This window comes from Streptomyces sp. VTCC 41912 (genome assembly GCF_045799175.1).
Classification (GTDB): Bacteria; Actinomycetota; Actinomycetes; order Streptomycetales; family Streptomycetaceae; genus Streptomyces; species Streptomyces albulus_C.
The window spans coordinates 32,904-50,804 of sequence record NZ_JBJMAB010000050.1; the positions used below are offsets into that span (position 1 = coordinate 32,904).

General features: G+C 74.5%; 7 protein-coding genes and 1 pseudogene. 4 read left to right on the plus strand and 4 right to left on the minus strand.

Annotated features, from left to right (window positions below; translation table 11 throughout):
- Positions 1 to 10: 10 nt before the first annotated feature.
- Positions 11 to 6,181: a type I polyketide synthase gene (locus ACJ6WD_RS37290; protein ID WP_407617470.1), complete on the plus strand. Its 6,171-nt coding sequence runs from the start codon at positions 11 to 13 to the stop codon at positions 6,179 to 6,181.
- 150 nt (positions 6,182 to 6,331) lie between these two features.
- Entirely contained in the window at positions 6,332 to 7,516 is a 1,185-nt protein-coding gene (locus ACJ6WD_RS37295; protein ID WP_376441120.1) for a cytochrome P450, read from the plus strand.
- Positions 7,517 to 7,600: 84 nt separating this feature from the next.
- On the opposite strand, the gene ACJ6WD_RS37300 is transcribed toward ACJ6WD_RS37295, so the two are convergent.
- From ACJ6WD_RS37300 to ACJ6WD_RS37315, 4 genes are read right to left on the minus strand one after another with little or no spacing between them, the layout of a single operon-like run.
- Positions 7,601 to 7,792 (minus strand): ferredoxin, encoded by a 192-nt coding sequence (locus ACJ6WD_RS37300; protein WP_016573569.1) that lies wholly within the window; start codon positions 7,790 to 7,792, stop codon positions 7,601 to 7,603.
- A gap of 49 nt (positions 7,793 to 7,841) precedes the next feature.
- The gene (locus ACJ6WD_RS37305; protein WP_407617471.1) at positions 7,842 to 9,038 is read right to left on the minus strand and encodes a cytochrome P450; all 1,197 of its coding nucleotides are present in this window, start codon (positions 9,036 to 9,038) and stop codon (positions 7,842 to 7,844) included.
- Entirely contained in the window at positions 9,035 to 10,093 is a 1,059-nt protein-coding gene (locus tag ACJ6WD_RS37310; protein ID WP_331249367.1) for a DegT/DnrJ/EryC1/StrS family aminotransferase, read from the minus strand. The genes ACJ6WD_RS37305 and ACJ6WD_RS37310 overlap by 4 nt, the downstream gene beginning before the upstream one ends.
- An 18-nt stretch (positions 10,094 to 10,111) precedes the next feature.
- Positions 10,112 to 11,503, minus strand: coding sequence for a glycosyltransferase (locus ACJ6WD_RS37315; RefSeq protein ID WP_331249366.1), 1,392 nt, complete (start codon positions 11,501 to 11,503; stop codon positions 10,112 to 10,114).
- Between the two features lie 371 nt (positions 11,504 to 11,874).
- Here ACJ6WD_RS37315 and ACJ6WD_RS37320 point away from each other — a divergent pair.
- Positions 11,875 to 16,011, plus strand: a pseudogene (locus ACJ6WD_RS37320) (type I polyketide synthase); the annotation flags it as partial.
- A gap of 45 nt (positions 16,012 to 16,056) precedes the next feature.
- The coding region (locus ACJ6WD_RS37325; RefSeq protein WP_407617472.1) for a type I polyketide synthase at positions 16,057 to 17,901 on the plus strand (1,845 nt) is incomplete at its 3' end.

A 17,901-nucleotide genomic window follows, 5' to 3' on the forward strand; every position in this document is an offset into this window, starting at 1 on the left:
TTCACGGACGATGCCGGACGAAAAGAAGCTCGTCGACTATCTGAAGTGGGTCACGAAGGACCTCCACCAGACCCGCCAACGCCTCCAGGAGGCGACGTCGGGACGCCACGAGCCCGTGGCGATCGTCGGCATGGCCTGCCGGTTCCCCGGCGGTGTGCGCTCCCCCGAGGACCTGTGGGAGCTGCTCCTCGCCGGCCGGGACGGCATCGGACCGTTCCCCGCCGACCGCGGCTGGGACCTGGCCGCCCTGGCCGGCGACGGGCCCGGCCGCAGCGCCACCCAGCGCGGCGGGTTCCTGCCCGACGCGGCCGCCTTCGACCCGGGCTTCTTCGACGTCTCCCCGCGCGAGGCGCTCGCCATGGACCCGCAGCAGCGGCTCCTGCTGGAGACCGCCTGGGAGGCCGTCGAACGCGCCGGCATCGACCCGGCCGGGCTGCGCTCCACCCGCACCGGCGTGTTCGTCGGCACCAACGGCCAGGACTACGCACACCTGCTCCTCGCCGCCGAGGACGACCTGGGCGGCTACGCGGGCAACGGCCTGGCCGCCAGCGTCCTCTCCGGCCGCCTGTCCTTCGCGCTCGGCCTCGAAGGCCCGGCCGTCACCCTCGACACCGCCTGCTCGTCGTCCCTGGTGACCCTCCACCTCGCCGCCCAGGCGGTGCGCGCCGGCGAATGCGCCCTCGCGCTGGCCGGCGGCGTGACGGTGATGGCCACCCCGTCGAGCTTCGCCGGCTTCAGCCTCCAGGGGGGCCTGGCGCCCGACGGCCACTGCAAGGCGTTCGCCGAGGCGGCCGACGGCACCGGCTGGTCCGAGGGCGTCGGGCTGCTCCTCGTCGAACGGCTCTCCGACGCCCGGCGCAACGGCCACCCGGTGCTCGCCGTGCTGCGCGGCTCGGCGGTCAACCAGGACGGCGCCTCCAACGGCCTGTCCGCCCCCAACGGCCCAGCCCAGCAGCGGGTGATCCGCCAGGCACTGGCCGGCGCCGGCCTGGCCCCCGCCGACGTGGACGCGGTCGAGGCGCACGGCACCGGGACCCGGCTCGGCGACCCCATCGAAGCCGGCGCCCTGCTCGCCACCTACGGGCAGGACCGGCCCGCCGACCGCCCGCTGTGGCTCGGCTCCGTGAAGTCCAACCTGGGCCACACCCAGGCGGCCGCCGGCGTCGCCGGCGTCATCAAGATGGTGCTGGCCCTGCGGCACGGCGTCCTCCCGCAGACCCTGCACGTTGACGCGCCGTCCTCGCACGTCGACTGGGACACCGGAGCCGTGCGGCTGCTCACCGAGCCCGTCGCCTGGCCCGAGGACGAGCGGGTGCGCCGGGCCGGCGTCTCGTCGTTCGGCATCAGCGGCACCAACGCCCACGTCATCCTCGAACAGGCCCCGACGGCAGACGAGTCGGCCGACGAGGCGGTTGCCGACGCGGCGCCCGGTCCGGCCGCCGAGCAGTCCGCCGGGGCCGCCGCCGGCCCGCGCGCCGTGCCCTGGCCGGTCGCGGCTCGCACCGTCGGTGCCCTCGACGCCCAACTGGCCACAGTGCGCGCCCTGACCACCGCACCCGGCCGCAGCGCCGCCGACATCGGCCACGCGCTCGCCACCACCCGCACCGCGTTCGCGCACCGGGCCCTGCTCGTCCACGACGGCGACACCGTCACCGAGGTGGCGCGCGGGGCCGTCCCCACCGCCGGCCGTGGCGGACTGGCCGTGCTGTTCTCCGGCCAGGGCTCCCAGCGCCTGGGCATGGGACGCGAACTGCACGCCCGCCACCCGGTGTTCGCCGCCGCCTTCGACGAGACCGTGGCACTGCTCGACGCCCGACTCGGCAGCTCGCTGCGCGACGTCGTCTGGGGCACGGACCGCACCCGCCTGGACGACACCCGGCACGCCCAACCGGCGCTGTTCGCCGTCGAGGTCGCGCTGTACCGCCTGCTGGCCTCCTGGGGCGTCCGCCCCGACCACGTCACCGGACACTCGATCGGCGAGATCACCGCGGCGCACGTCGCCGGCGTGCTCTCCCTCGCCGACGCCTGCACCCTCGTGGCGGCCCGGGCCACCGCCATGTCCGCACTGGCACCGGGCGGCGCCATGGTGGCGCTGGAGGCCACCGAGGACGAGGTGCGTCCCCTGCTCACCGACGACCTGGCGATCGCCGCGGTCAACGCGCCCCGGTCCGTCGTCGTCTCCGGCGCCGAGGACGCAGCCGCCGCCGTCCGCCGGCACTTCGACGACCTGGGGCGCCGCACCACCCGCCTCCCCGTCAGCCACGCCTTCCACTCGCCGCTGATGGACCCCATGCTCGACGCCTTCCAGGAGGCCGTCGCCCCGCTCACCTTCGCCCGACCCGCCCTCCCCGTCGTCTCCAACCTCACCGGCCTGCCCGCCACCGCCGAGGAACTCGCCGACCCGCACTACTGGGTCCGCCACGTCCGGCAGGCCGTCCGCTTCGGCGACGGCGTGCGCGCCCTCGCCGACCGCGGCGTACGGACCTTCCTCGAACTCGGCCCGGACGGCGTGCTGTCCGCCCTGGTCCGGGAGAACCTCCCCGAGCCGGGCCCCGTCGTGGTGCCCGCGCTGCGCAAGGAACGCCCGGAGGAAACCACCGTGCTGGCCGCCCTGGGCACCCTGTGGGCGCACGGCACGGACGTCGACTGGGACGCGGTGTTCGCCGGCACCCGCACGCCCGACGCCGAACCCGTCGCCCTGCCCACGTACGCCTTCCAGCGCGACCGCTACTGGCCGACCCTCCGGGCCCGCACCGGTGACCCGGCCGCACTGGGCCTGACCGCCGCCGCCCACCCCCTGCTGGGCGCGGCCGTCGCCCTCGCCGACGCCGACGAGACCGTCCTGACCGGCCGGCTCGCGCCCGCCACCCACCCCTGGCTCGGCGACCACCGCACCGACGGCCGGATCACCGTCCCCGGCGCCGCCCTCGTCGAACTCGCCGTCCGCGCCGGCGATCTGACCGGCACCCCGCACCTGGCGCGGCTCGACCTGCCGACGCCGCTCGTCCTCGGCGCGGACGACGCCGTCGCCCTCCAGGTCCGGGTCGGTGCCGCCGACGCCGAGGGGCACCGGCCGGTCGCGGTCCACGCCCGACCCGCGGCCGCCGAGGACGCACCATGGACCACCTGCGCGACCGGCCTGCTCACCCCCGACGGCACCACCGATCAGGCCGGCCCTGACAGCACCGAGTGGCCACCGCGCGACGCCCGCCCGGTGCCCGTCACCGCCCTCGACCCCGCCGCCGACCGCGGCTCCGCGGACCTGACCGGGCTCTGGCGGCGCGACGGCGAGGTCTTCGCCGAGGTGGCACTGACCGCCGGCACCGCCGCCGACCGGGCCTACGGCATCCACCCCGCGCTCTTGGCCGCCGCGGTCCGCGCCGCCGGGGCACTCGACGCCGCGTCGCCGCAGGACGGCGGCCCGCGCGCACCGACCGGCTTCGACGGGCTCACCCTGCACGCCACCGGAGCCACCGCGCTGCGCCTGCGCCTCACCGCGACCGGGCCCGACACCGTGGCCCTCGCCGCCTTCGACGCCGCGGGCGGTACGGTGCTGACCGCCGACCGCATCACCCTCGGCGCCCCGCAGGACCGCCCACAGCCCGCACCCGCCGGCGACACCCGCCAGGGCGGCCTGTTCCACCTGGACTGGGTGCCGGTCGACCCGGGCGCCCGCGCCACCGGCACCCGTTGGGCCGTCGTCGGCAACGACGAACTGGACCTCGGCTACGCCCTGCACCGCGCCGACGAGACCGTCAGCGCCTACGCCGCCTCGCTCGGCGGCGCCGTCGGCGACGGCGGCCTGGCCCCCGACGTCTTCCTCGTCCCCATCGTCGGCGGCCCGGACGCCGGCCCGGCCGGCGTACACGCCGTCACCGCCCGGGTGCTGGAAGTGCTCCAGGAGTGGCTGGCCGAACCGCGGCTCGCCGCCGCCCGACTGGTCTTCGTCACCCGCGGCGCCGTCGCGACGGCCGGCGAGACCGTCACCGACCCGGCCGGCGCCGCCGCCTGGGGCCTGGTGCGCTCCGCCCAGACCGAGAACCCCGGCAGCCTGCTGCTGCTCGACCTCGACGACGCGTTCCGGTCCGTCGGGATGCTGCCGCACGTCCTCACCCTCGACGAGCAGCAACTCGTCGTCCGCGACCACGCGGTCCGCGCCGCCCGCCTGGCCCGACTGCCGGAACCGGCCGCCGGCACCACACCCGCCCCCGCCTGGGACCCGGACGGCACCGTCCTGCTCACCGGCGGCACCGGCGGCCTCGGCGCCGCCCTCGCCCGCCACCTGGTCACCGTCCACGGCGCCCGCCACCTGCTGCTCGCCGGCCGTCGCGGACCCGACGCACCCGGCGCCCGCGCGCTGCTGGCGGAGCTCACCGAACGGGGCGCCGACGTGCGGATCGCCGCCTGCGACGTCGCCGACCGCCCCGCTCTCGACGCGCTCCTCGCCTCGGTGCCCGGCGCGCATCCGCTGACCGCCGTCGTCCACACCGCCGGCATCCTGGACGACGCCCTGATCGGTTCGCTCACCCCCGACCAACTGGCCGCCGTGCTACGGCCCAAGGCCGACGCCGCCTGGCACCTGCACGACGCCACCCGCGACCTCGACCTGGCCGGCTTCGTGCTCTACTCGTCGGTCTCCGGCGTCCTCGGCAGCCCCGGCCAGGGCAACTACGCCGCCGCCAACGCCTACCTCGACGCCCTCGCCCGGCACCGCGCCGACCGGCAACTGTCCGCGCTCTCCCTCGCCTGGGGGCCGTGGGGCCGGGGCAGCGGCATGACGGCCTCGGTCAGCGACGCCGACCTGGCACGCATGGCGCGCGGCGGCCTGCCACCGCTGACCGTCGAGGACGGTCTGGCCCTGTTCGACGCCGCCGTCGCCCGCCCCGAGCCGACCGTGGTGCCCAGCCGCATCAACGTCGCCGGCCTGCGGGAGCAGCAGGCCCTGCCGGCGCTCTGGCGCGATCTGGTGCCGCGGTCCCGCCGCACCGCGGCCGCCGCCGACCGCTCCCCGGTCACGGTGCGCGAACGCCTCCGCCACCTCGACGAGACCGGCCGCCAACAGCTCCTCACCGACCTGGTCGTCGGCCACACCGCGGGACTGCTCGGCCACCCCGACCCCACCGCCGTCGACGCCGAACGCGGCTTCCTGGAGCTGGGTTTCGACTCCCTGGTCGCGGTCAGCCTGCGCAACCAGCTCGGCGAGGTCCTCGGCCTGCGGCTGCCCTCCTCGGTCGTCTTCGACACCGAGACGCCGGTGAAACTGGCGCGTTGGCTCCAGCAGGAGCTGGGCGCCGCCCCCGCGCCGGGCACCACCGGCCCGGCCGCCGCGGACACCCGGCCGGCACCGCGTTCCGACGACACCCTGGAGGGCCTCTTCCACCACGCGGTGCGCGGCGGCAAGCTGGTCGAGGCGATGCGGATGCTGAAGGCCGTCGCCAACACCCGACCGATGTTCGACACCCCCGCCGAACTGGACGCGCTCTCCGAACCGGTGACACTCGCCGACGGCCCGGGCCGGCCCCGGCTCGTCTTCGTCAGCGCTCCGGGCGCCACCGGCGGCGTCCACCAGTACGCCCGCATCGCCGCCCACTTCCGCGGCACGCGGCACGTCTCCGCGCTGCCCCTGATGGGCTTCGCCCCCGGCGAGTTGCTCCCCGCCACCAGCGAGGCCGCGGCCCGCATCGTCGCCGAGAGCGTCCTGCTGGCCAGCGACGGCGAACCGTTCGTCATGGTCGGCCACTCCACCGGCGGATCGCTGGCCTACCTCGCCGCCGGCGTCCTGGAGGACGTCTGGGGCGTACGGCCCGAAGGGATCGTCCTCCTCGACACCGCATCCATCCGCTACGAACCCGGCGAGGGCAACGACCTGGACCGCACCACGCGGTTCTACCTGGCCGACATCGACTCGCCCTCGGTGACGCTGAACAGCGCCCGGATGTCGGCGATGGCGCACTGGTTCATGGCCATGACCGACATCGAAGCGCCCGCCCCCACCGCCCCCACCCTGCTCGTCCGCGCCGCCCGGGACCTCGCCGGCTTCCGGCTGGACACCTCGTCCGTCCCCGCCGACGCGGTCCGCGACATCGACGCCGACCACCTGTCCCTCGCCAAGGAGCACTCCGCGCTGACCGCGCGGGCCGTCGAGGACTGGCTGGCGGAACTGGAGCAATCCGTGGTGTGAGAGAGACGACCGAGACGAGTGGTCGGCCCAGCCTGCGCACATCCCGCCGAGACGGCGCGGGGCCGGTGACACCCCCGCCCCGCGCCCCCGGCCCCGCGCAGCCGGCCGGACGCCCGCCCCCCCACGGCACCACCCCCAGAGGAGCCCTCCATGAGCACACCCACCGCGCCGCCCTCCCTCGCGGCGGAGGCGCGCACCGTCCTGCGTCTGAGCCCCCTGCTGCGCGACCTGCAATCCCGGGCCCCCGTCTGCAAGGTCCGCACCCCGGCCGGCGACGAGGGCTGGCTCGTCACCCGGCACTCCGAACTCAAACAGCTGCTGCACGACGAGCGGTTGGAGCGCGCCCACACCGACCCGGCCAACGCACCGCGCTACGTGCGCAACCCGCTCCTGGACCTCCTCGTCACCGACGACGTCGACGGGGCGCGCGCCGTGCACGCCGAGATGCGTGCGCTGCTCACCCCGCAGTTCTCCGCCCGCCGGGTCCTGGACCTGGCGCCGAAGGTCGAGGCCCTCGCCGAACAGGCGCTCGCGCACCTCACCGCCCAGGGCCCGCCCGCCGACCTGCACGACCACTTCTCCATGCCGTTCTCCCTGTCGGTGCTGTGCACCCTCATCGGCGTCCCCGCCGCGGAGCAGGGCCAGTTGATCGCCGCGCTCGCCAGGCTCGGCGAGATCGACGACCCGCCCCGGGCCCAGGAAGCCCAGGACGAGCTGTTCGGCCTGCTGTCCGGACTGGCCCGCCGCAAGCGCACCGCACCCGAGGACGACGTCATCTCCCGGCTGTCCCGGAAGGTGCCGTCCGACGACCGCATCGGGCCGATCGTCGCCGGACTGCTCTTCGCCGGCCTGGACAGCGTCGCCAGCCACATCGACCTCGGCACGGTGCTGTTCACCCAGTACCCGGACCAGCTCGCCGCGGCGCTCGCCGACGAGCAGCTGATGCGCAGCGGCGTCGAGGAGATCCTGCGGTCCGCGAAGGCCGGCGGTTCGGTGCTCCCGCGGTACGCCACCGCCGACGTGCCGGTCGGCGACGTGACCATCAGGACCGGCGACCTGGTGCTGCTGGACTTCACGCTGGTGAACTTCGACCGCACGGTCTTCGACGAGCCCGAGCTGTTCGACATCCGGCGGGCGCCCAACCCGCACCTGACGTTCGGCCACGGCATGTGGCACTGCATCGGCGCACCGCTGGCCCGGGTCCAACTGCGCACCGCCTACACCCTGCTCTTCACCCGGCTCCCCGGCCTGCGACCGGCCCGCCCGATCGAGGAACTGGGCTACTCGTCGGGCCAGTTGTCCGCCGGGCTGAGGCAGCTGTCCGTCACCTGGTGACGGTCTGCCCGCCCGCTCCCGCGCAGGCAGGAGTGCGGGCCCCCGACCCGCTCGGTCGGGGGCCCGCGCGCAGGGGGAGCGGGCTCAGTCCGCCGCGACGCTGATCGCCCCGGACGGGCACAGCGCCGCCGCCTCGCGGGCGGCGCCGGCCGAAGCGCCCGCCGTCGGGTCGAGGACGGTCACCAGACCGTCGTCGTCCTGGTCGAACAGGTCCGGTGCGGTCAGGACGCACTGGCCGGCACCGACGCAACGGCCGGTGTCCACGGTGATGCGCACGAGGTTCCTCCGGGGATCGGGTCCTGGCGGCCGGGCGTCCCGGCCGCGCTCACTTCCAGGTGACGGGCAGCTCGTGCAGGCCGAACAGCACCCCGTCGTACTTCAGCGACAGCTCCTCGACGGGCACCGCGAGCGCGAGGGAGGGCATCCGCGCGAACAGCGTGCGGTAGGCGATCTCCATCTCGACGCGTACCAGGTTCTGCCCCAGGCACTGGTGGACGCCGTAGCCGAACGCCACGTGCGAGCGCGCCGAACGTTCCGGGGCGAACTCCCGGGGCGCGGCGAACACCGTGTCGTCGTGGTTGGCCGCGGCGAGCAGCGGGACGATGCCCTCGCCGGCGCGGATCAGCCGGCCGCCGACCTCCACGTCCTCGACGGCCACCCGGAACGCCACCAGATCCGCCACCGAGTAGTAGCGCAGCAACTCCTCGACGATCCGGTCGTCGCCGATCCACTGCGGGTTGGCGAGCAGCTGCACCACGCCCAGGCCGATGTTGTTCGCCGTCGTCTCGTGCCCCGCGATCAGCAGCAGCATCGACACCCCGGACAGTTCCTGCCGGGACAGCGTGCCCGCGGCGATCAGTCGACTGATCAGGTCGTCGCCCGGACGCCGCTGCTTGATCTGGATCAACCGGCCCAGGTACCGCAGCAGTGCCCGGGTCGCCTTGTCGCGCTCCTCGTCGGTCGAGCTGAGCCGGACCAGGACCCGGGTCCGGTCCTCGAAGAAGTCGCGGTCGGCCCTGGGCACCCCCAGCAGACTGGAGATCACCAGGGACGGCACCGGCAGCGCGAAGGACTCGACGAGGTCCGCGGAGGTGCCCGCGGCCAGCATCGCGTCGATCCGCTCGTCGACGATCTGCTGGATCGCCGGCCGCAGCTCCCGCACCTTGCGGACGGTGAACTCGGGGATCAGCGTCTTGCGGAACCGCCCGTGCTCGGGCGGGTCCATCGCCACGAACCACCCCGGCACCTCGTACTGCGACGGCGCGCCGCCGGTCCGGGAAGCCCTGGGGAAGCCGGGCCGCGACGGGTCGGCGCTGATCCGCGGATCGGTCAACACCGCCCGGACGTCCTCGTGCCGGGTCACCAACCAGACCGTCCCGCTAGGGAGTTCGGTCCGGACGGGGCCAGGCTCGGCGCGGTACTGGGCGTACTCCGGCGGCGGGAACGGCCGCCCCGGCTGCCGCAGCGGAAAGGCCACCGGGCACTGCGGCGCGGGCGTCGGCGCCTCCGCTCCGGTGCTCATGCCGCTCCGTAGAACGCGCGGATCCGGCCGGTGATGAACTCCTGGTCCTGCGCGGTCAGCCCGGTGTGCGTCGGCAGGTAGAAGCCGTCCGCACTGAGCCGGGCCGCGTTCAACTCCGGCCAGTCGGGGGAGTAGTAGCCGGGCTGACGGCTCATCGGCTTGAAGAACACCCGGGTCTCGACGCCCTCGTCGGCCAGGTGCGCGCGCAGCTCCTCGGACCGCTCGGCCCGTACGTCGTACATCCACAGCACGTCGCGCGGCGGCATCAGCGTGATCCCGGGAACGTCGCGCAGCGCCTCGTCGTAGCGCTTCTCGATGTCCCGGCGCAGGCCCAGGATCACGTCCAACTGCTCGGTCTGGGCGAGGGCCACCGCGGCCTGCATGTTGGTCATGCGGTAGTTGTAGGCCAGCTTCTTGTGCAGGAAGCTGTGGTCCTTGGTGAACGCCATGGCGCGCAGGTGCGCCATCTGCTCGGCCAGGTGCGGGTCGCGGGTCAGGCACACCCCGCCCTCACCAGCCGAGATGATCTTGTTGGCGAAGAGCGAGAAGCACGCGATGTCGCCCCGCGGCCGCACGCCGTGCGCCTCGGCGGAGTCCTCCACCACCCGCAGGTTGTACTCGTGCGCCAGGTCCAGCACGGCGTCCATGGCGCACTGCCGGCCGTAGATGTGCACCGGCATGAGCACCTTGGTGCGCGGGGTGATCTTCTCCTCGATGCGGGACACATCGATGTTCAGATCGTCGCCGCAGTCCACGAACACCGGCGTCGCCCCGGTGTAGGTGACCGCCCACGCCGACGCGATCATCGTGAACTCCGGGACGATCACCTCGTCCCCGGGACCGACCCCGAGCGCCCGCAGCGCCAGCGTCAGCGCCGTGGTGCCCGAGGAACAGGCGACGCCGTACGGCACGTCGTTGTACGCGGCGAACGCCGCCTCGAACTGCTTCACGAAGGGGCCTTGTGAGGAGATCCAGCCGCCGCTGACGGCCTCCGTCACGTAGTCGAGCTCGCGGCCTTGGAGCCACGGCATGGACACCGGATGGGTAAAGGGCATGAGTGAAGTGCTCCTCGGTCAGTCGGTTGCCAGGACGGGGAGGGCGAGCAGCAGGTCCGCCGCCGCGGCCCGGCCGCCGGCGGCCCGGAGCAGCCCGGCGAAGTGCTCGGCGCGCTCGGTGAAGGAGGGCTGGTCGAGCACGCGGGTGATCTTGTCCAGGACGTCTTCGGGGTCGACCGTCTCCGGCCGGTCCAGCGTCAGGCTCACCCCGAAGTCCTGGCCCCGTACCGCCTGGTCGTCGCAGTCCACCCACAACGGCCGCACCACCAGCGGCTTCCCGAAGTACAGGCCCTCGTGGTAGCCGTTGCCGCCGGCGTGCGTGAAGAACACCTTCACGTTCGGATGGGCCAACACGTCCAGCTGCGACGGAACCCACCCCTCGATCCGCAGGTTGTCCGGCAGCTGCTCGGCCGGTGGCAGCAACTCCTGCTGCTCGCGCGGGAGTTTCCACAACACCTGGTGGCCGGCGCCGCCCAACCGCCGGGCGACCTCGACCAACGCCGCCACCTGCACGCGGGTGAGCCGGGTGATCGTGCCGAAACCCATGTACACCACGGACTTCTGCGCCGACAGCCAGTCGCCGAGACCGCCGTCGTCCGGTGCCTGGGGCAGCGGCGGCACCATCGTGCCCACCAGCCGCATCTTCGGATGCATCGGGAACGGGTAGTCCAACTCCGGTACGGAGTAGCACAACACCTGCTCCGCGTGGTCGATCCGCGCCATCATCTGCCGCGCCTGCGGCGCGATGCCCAGCTCGGTGCGGATCCGGTCGTCCTCCTCGACGACCTTGCGGACCTGCGGCGTCAGGAACATCCCGAGCGTCCGCACCCGGAACGCCTGGTTCTCGATCCGCTGGGCCAACGTCATCTCCGCCGGCAGCCCCGAATGCGGCACCGGGAAGCCCGACGGGGTGTAGGACTTGGCGAACGGCACATGCGACGTCAGCACGTTGCTCGGCACGAACGGCACCCCGAGCACGAACGGAATGCCCTTGGTGATCGCCAGTTCGTACCCGAACTGACACATGCTCTCGATGACCATCAGCGCCGGCCGGACCTCGTCGACGACCTCCTCCAGGCGGCGGTACTTCGCGATCCGCGATTCCGGCGCGAACGAATGCCGGATCACCGCCGCGTGCGCCTTGAACCGCGACCGCTGCGTCACCTCGGCATAGGTCGCGTCGTCCCACGTGACCGCCGACATCCGCGAAACGGTGTCGCCCAGCGACGCGAAACGCACGGGGCTGCCGTCCACCACGGACGCCACCTCGTCCCGCGCCTTCTCGTCCGTCGCGAACCACAGGTCCGCCACCCCGCGCCGCGACAATTCCCCGGCCAGCACCAACAGCGGATTCAGCAGACCGCTTTCGGCGTAACTCACGAACAGGATCGGCCGCCGATTCGCGCCCATGACAACACCCTTCGGAAAGTGACGGGCCGCCGGGCCCGCACGCCACGCGTCCCCACGGCCCGGTCGCCGAGTGACGGCATTCGCCGACGCCGCCGCCCGGGGCACGCGCTGCCGGAAACGATCAGCGATCGGCACCCGGAACGCGCCGCGGAGAAAACGGGTCGCCTACTTGGTCTCATGCCACGGACCGGGGGATTCACTAGTCTTCGCGCCGCGGCGGCACTTTTTGCCCCGGCCGGCCAATGCCCGTACCGGCCGCCGCCCATTCCTTAGGGAAAAGTACAGCGTTTGCGCCCGTACGATCCGGCACGCAGAGGTGAGCCGAGGCCAACTTTCTTCGTAGGGGTGAGCACCACATGACGATCGGAACCGACGAGGACCCGGTGGTGGTCGTCGGAATGGCCTGCCGCTATCCGGGCGGGGTGAGCGGCCCGGACGACCTGTGGGAGCTGCTCCGCGGCGACCGCGACGCGACCACGGCCTTCCCGGACGACCGCGGCTGGGACCTGGCAGCCCTGGCCGGCGACGGCCCCGGCCGCAGCGCCACGCGCACCGGCGGATTCCTCACCGGGGCCGCAGACTTCGACGCCGCCTTCTTCGGCATGTCACCCCGCGAGGCGATCTCCACCGACCCGCAGCAGCGCCTGGTCCTGGAAACCGCCTGGGAGGCCCTGGAACGCGCCGGCATCGACCCGCACGCCCTGCGCGGCAGCCGCACCGGCGTCTTCGTCGGCGCCAGCGGCCAGGACTACGCCGCCGTCACCCACGCCTCGCCCGACGACCTGGCCGGACACGCCCTCACCGGCCTGGCCCCCGGCGTCGTCTCCGGCCGGCTGGCCCACCTCCTCGGCCTCGAAGGCCCGGCCATCACCGTCGACACCACGTCCTCCTCCTCACTGGTCGCCCTGCACGCGGCGCTGCGCGCCCTGCGCGCGGGGGAGTGCAGCACCGCCCTGGCCGGCGGCGTCAGCGTGATGTCCACCCCGCTCGCCTTCATCGGCCACACCCGCCAGGGCGGCCTCGCCCCCGACGGCCGCTGCAAGCCCTTCTCCGACGACGCGGACGGCACCGCCTGGGCGGAGGGCGTCGGCATCGTCGTCCTGGAGCACCTGTCCACCGCGAGGGCCGCCGGCAATCCCGTCCTCGCCGTGCTGCGCGGCTCGGCCGTCAACCAGGACGGCGCCTCCGACGGCCTGACCGCCCCCAGCGGACCCGCCCAGGAACGCGTCATCCGCGCCGCCCTCGCCGACGCCCGACTCACCCCCGCCGACATCGACCTCGTCGAGGCGCACGGCACCGGCACCCGCCTCGGCGACCCGATCGAGGCCCGGGCCCTGCTCGCCACCTACGGACAGCACCGCGCCGCGGACCGGCCGCTGCGCCTGGCCTCCCTGAAGTCGCACCTCGGCCACGCCCAGGCCGCCGCCGGCGTCGGGGGATTCATCGCCACCGTCCTGGCCCTGCACCACGACCTGATGCCGGCCATCCGCCACCTCACCACCCCCACCCGACAGGTCGATTGGACCCGGGGCGCCGTCACCCTCCTCACCGAGCCAGCCGCCTGGCCACGGGGCGCGCAGCCGCGCCGCGCCGGCGTCTCCTCCTTCGGCATCAGCGGCACCAACGCCCACCTGATCCTGGAGGAGCCCCCGCCCGCCGAAGCCCCCGCCCCGCGGCCCGGCCCCCGCCCCACCACCGTCCCCTGGCCGGTCTCCGCCACCACCCCCGAAGCCCTCGACGCCCAACTCACCCGCCTGCGCGACCACCTCCGCTCGCGGCCCGCCCCGGACCCCGTGGACGTCGGACACTCCCTCGCCACCGGACGCGCCGCGCTGCGCCACCGGGCGGTCCTGCTGCCGACCGACGGGGGCGCCGTCGAACACGCCCGCGGCGAGGCCCGCGAGCGCCGCACCGCCGTCCTCTTCTCCGGCCAGGGCAGCCAGCGCCTCGCCATGGGACGCGAACTCGCCGCCCGCTTGCCGCTGTTCGCCGAGGCCCTGGACGACGTCGCACGCGCCCTGGACCCGCACCTGGAGCGGCCCGTGCGCACGGTGATGTGGGGCACCGACCCGGCACTCCTGGACCGCACCGGGTGGACCCAACCCGCCCTGTTCGCCATCGAGGTCGCCCTGCACCGCCTGCTCACCGCACTCGGCCTGCGCCCCGACGCCGTCGGCGGCCACTCCGTCGGGGAGATCGCCGCGGCACACGTCGCCGGCGTACTGACGCTGACGGACGCCTGCCGCCTGGTGGCCGCCCGCGCCACGCTGATGCAGGCGCTGCCGGTCGGTGGCGCGATGGCCGCGCTGGAGGCCACCGAGGACGAAGTGGCCCCGCTGCTCGACCGGCACACCGCCCTGGCCGCCGTCAACGGGCCCACCGCGGTCGTCGTCTCCGGCACCGAGGACGCCGTACTGCGCCTCACCGCCCACTTCGCCCGCGAGGGCCGCCGCACCGGCCGGCTCGCCGTCTCGCACGCCTTCCACTCGCCGCTGATGGACCCCATGCTCGACGCCTTCCGGGACGTCGTCGACCGCCTCGCCCTCCACCAGCCGTCGATGCCCCTCGTCTCCAACCTCACCGGTGACCTCGCCGGCAGCGAGGTCACCACCCCCGACTACTGGGTGCGGCACGTCCGCGACACCGTCCGCTTCGCCGACGGCATCGCCACCCTGGGCGCGGCCGGCACCGACCTCCTGGTCGAACTCGGCCCCGGCAGCGTGCTGTCCGCCCTCGCCCGCGACACCCTGGGGCCGGGCAGCCCCGTCGACGTGGTCCCGGTCCTGGCCAAGAACCGGCCGGAGGAGGCGGCGTTCGCCGGCGCCCTCGGCCGCCTGCACACCCTCGGCGTCCCCGTCGACTGGTCCGCCTACTACGCCGGCACCGGCGCCCGCCACGTCGACCTGCCCACCTACGCCTTCCAGCACGTCCGGCACTGGCCCACCCCGCCGCGCCCGGCCGCGCCCGGAGCCGGCGCCCTCGGCCACCCGCTGCTCGCCTCCGCCGTCGAACTCGCCGACGGCGACGGCACCGTCTGCTCCGGCACCCTCGCGCTGCACACCCACCCCTGGCTCGCCGACCACGCGGTCGCCGGACGGCTCGTGCTGCCGACCACCGCGCTGGTGGAACTGGCCGTCCGCGCCGGCGACGAGGCGGGCTGCGACGTCCTGCACGAACTCGCCGTCACCGCCGCACCGCCCCTGCCCGACGGGGACGCCCTGCACGTCCAGGTCCGCGTCGGCCCCGGCGACAGCACGGGACACCGCACCGTCACCGTCCACGCCCGCCCGGCGGACCGCCCGGCCGCCCCCTGGCAGCGGTGCGCCACCGGCGTCCTCGGCGGCCCGCCGCGCACCACCACCGGCCCCGCGCCCGCGGTGGCGCACGCCGACCCCACCGCACTCACGGGCCCCAACTGGCCGCCGACCGACGCCGAACCCCTCGACCTCACCGACCACTACGAACGCCTCGCCGACCGCGGCTTCGACTACGGTCCGGCCTTCCGCGGCCTGCGAGCAGCCTGGCGCCGCGGCACGGAGGTCTTCGCCGACGTGACGCTCCCGCCCGGTGCCGCCGGTGCCGCCGACTTCGGACTGCACCCGGCCCTGCTCGACGCCGCCCGGCACGCCGCCATGACGGCGGACGGCGCCCTGCCCCTCGCCTGGCACGGCGTCCGACTGCACGCCGTCGGAGCCACCGCGCTCCGCGTCCACCTCGCACCCACCCCGACCGGCGCGCTGTCCCTGACCGCGTCCGACGCCCAGGGCGCACCCGTCGTCACCGTCGACGCCCTCACCGTCCGCCCCCTGACCGACGACGAACGCGCCGCGCCCCGGGCCCCGCGGCGCCCGCGCCACGACGGACCCGCCGGTGCCCGCCCGCCCCGGCCCGTCGCGGCCCGCCCCGCAACGGCCGCCGAGCCGGCGGCGGACCCGGGCGAGCCCGGCTCGGCCGCCAACGGCCTCGCGTCGCTTCCGCCGGCCGACCGGGACCGCCACCTCCTGGACCTGGTGCGGACCCAGGCCGCCGCGGTCCTCGGCCACCCCGGACCGGACGCGGTCGGCGCCCGCAGCGTCTTCAAGGAACTCGGCTTCGACTCGCTCGCCGGCGTCGAACTCGCCGACCGGCTCGCCGGCCACACCGGACTGCGGCTCCCGGCCACCCTGGTCTTCAACTTCCCCACCCCCGAACGCGCGGCCCGCCGGCTGGCGGAACTCCTCGCCGCAGCCGTCCCCCGGCAGCGCGGCGGCCACGGCGACCACGGCGACCACGGCGACCACGGCGACCACGGCGACCACGGCGAGGAACTGACCAGGTTCGAGGCGATCCTCACCAGCCTGCCGCCGGACGACCCCGAACGCCGGGCCGTCGCCGACCGGTTGGACGCCCTCGCCGCCGCACTCCGCCAGAACGCGCCCACAGAGGTGCCCTCCTCGGACGAGGACATCGACACGGTGTCGGTCGACAGACTGCTCGACATCATCGATGAAGAGTTCGAAACCACATAGCGGAATTGTTGCTTTCGTTCGCTACCCGATGATGAGGACGGACCGATGTCGGAATCCCCGCAAGGCCAGCCGGACCAGCAGGAGAAAATCGTCGACTATCTGCGGCGAGTCACCTCCGATCTCCGACGCGCCCGCCGCCGCATTGGAGAACTGGAATCCAAGGACAACGAACCCATTGCCATCGTCGGAATGGGGTGCCGGCTGCCCGGCGGCGTGAATTCACCGGAATCCCTCTGGGACCTGGTCCGGGCCGAGTCCGACGCCGTTTCCGGTTTCCCCACCGACCGCGGCTGGGACCTGGCGGCCCTCACCGGGAATGGCGACGGCAGCAGCAGCACCCACGAAGGCGGATTCCTCTACGACGCCGCCGAATTCGACCCCGCGTTCTTCGGCATCTCGCCGCGCGAGGCGACCGCCATGGACCCCCAACAACGCCTCCTCCTCGAAGTGTCCTGGGAGGCCCTGGAACGCTCCGGCATCGCCCCCACCGCGCTGCGCGGCACCCGCTCCGGGGTGTTCGTCGGGTCCTACCACTGGGGCGCCCCCTCGGCCGGCACCGCCACCGAACTCCACGGCCACGCACTGACCGGCACCGCCGCCAGCGTGCTCTCCGGCCGCCTCGCCTACACCCTCGGCCTCGAAGGCCCCGCCGTCACCGTCGACACCGCCTGCTCCTCCTCACTCGTCGCCCTGCACCTGGCGACCCAGTCACTGCGCTCCGGCGAATCCGGCATCGCCCTGATCGGCGGCGTGACGCTGCTCACCGAACCCTCCCTCTTCGTCGAGTTCAGCGCCCAGGGCGGCCTGGCACCGGACGGCCGCTGCAAGGCGTTCTCCGACGCCGCCGACGGCACCGGCTGGGCCGAGGGCGTCGGCGTCCTCGTCGCCGAGCGGCTCTCCGACGCCCAGCGCAACGGCCACCCGGTCCTCGCCGTGCTGCGCGGCTCGGCGGTCAACCAGGACGGCGCCTCCAACGGCCTGTCCGCCCCCAACGGCCCGTCCCAGGAACGCGTCATCCAACAGGCCCTCGCCCGCACCGGCCTGACCGCCGCCGACATCGACGCCGTCGAGGCGCACGGCACCGGTACCCGGCTCGGCGACCCCATCGAGGCCCAGGCACTGCTCGCCACCTACGGCCAGGCACACACCGCCGACCAGCCGCTGTGGTTGGGGTCCCTGAAGTCCAACATCGGCCACGCCCAGGCCGCCGCCGGCGTCGCCGGCGTGATCAAGATGGTGATGGCGCTGCGGCACGGCCGGCTTCCGCGGACCCTGCACGCGGATGAGCCGTCGTCGCACGTGGACTGGTCCGCCGGGACGGTGCGGTTGTTGACCGAGGCGCGGGAGTGGCCGGTGACCGGCCGGCCGCGCCGGGCCGCGGTCTCCTCGTTCGGCATCAGCGGCACCAACGCCCACGCCCTCCTGGAACAGGCCCCCGAGCCCGCCCCGGCCTCCGACACCGTGCCGGACACCGCGCCGGGCGAGCCGGCCGCCGCGCTGCCCTGGATCGTCTCAGGCCACACCGAACGGGCCCTGCGCGACCAGGCCACGGCCCTGGCCTCCCGGGTCGAGACCGACCCCGAACTCCGCCCCCAGGACGTCGGACACACCCTGCTCTCCGCCCGCGCCCTCCTCGAACGCCGGGCCGTGGTCGTAGCCCCGGACCGCACCCAACTCCTCACCGGAACCCAGGCACTGGCCGCCGGCCACTCCGCACACTCCCTCGTCGAGGGCGTGGCCGATGTCGCGGGGCGGACGGTGTTCGTGTTCCCGGGTCAGGGGTCGCAGTGGGTTGGTATGGGGGCGCAACTGCTGGATGAGTCGCGGGTGTTCGCGGAGCGGGTTGCGGAGTGTGAGGTGGCGTTGGGGGAGTTTGTCGAGTGGTCGTTG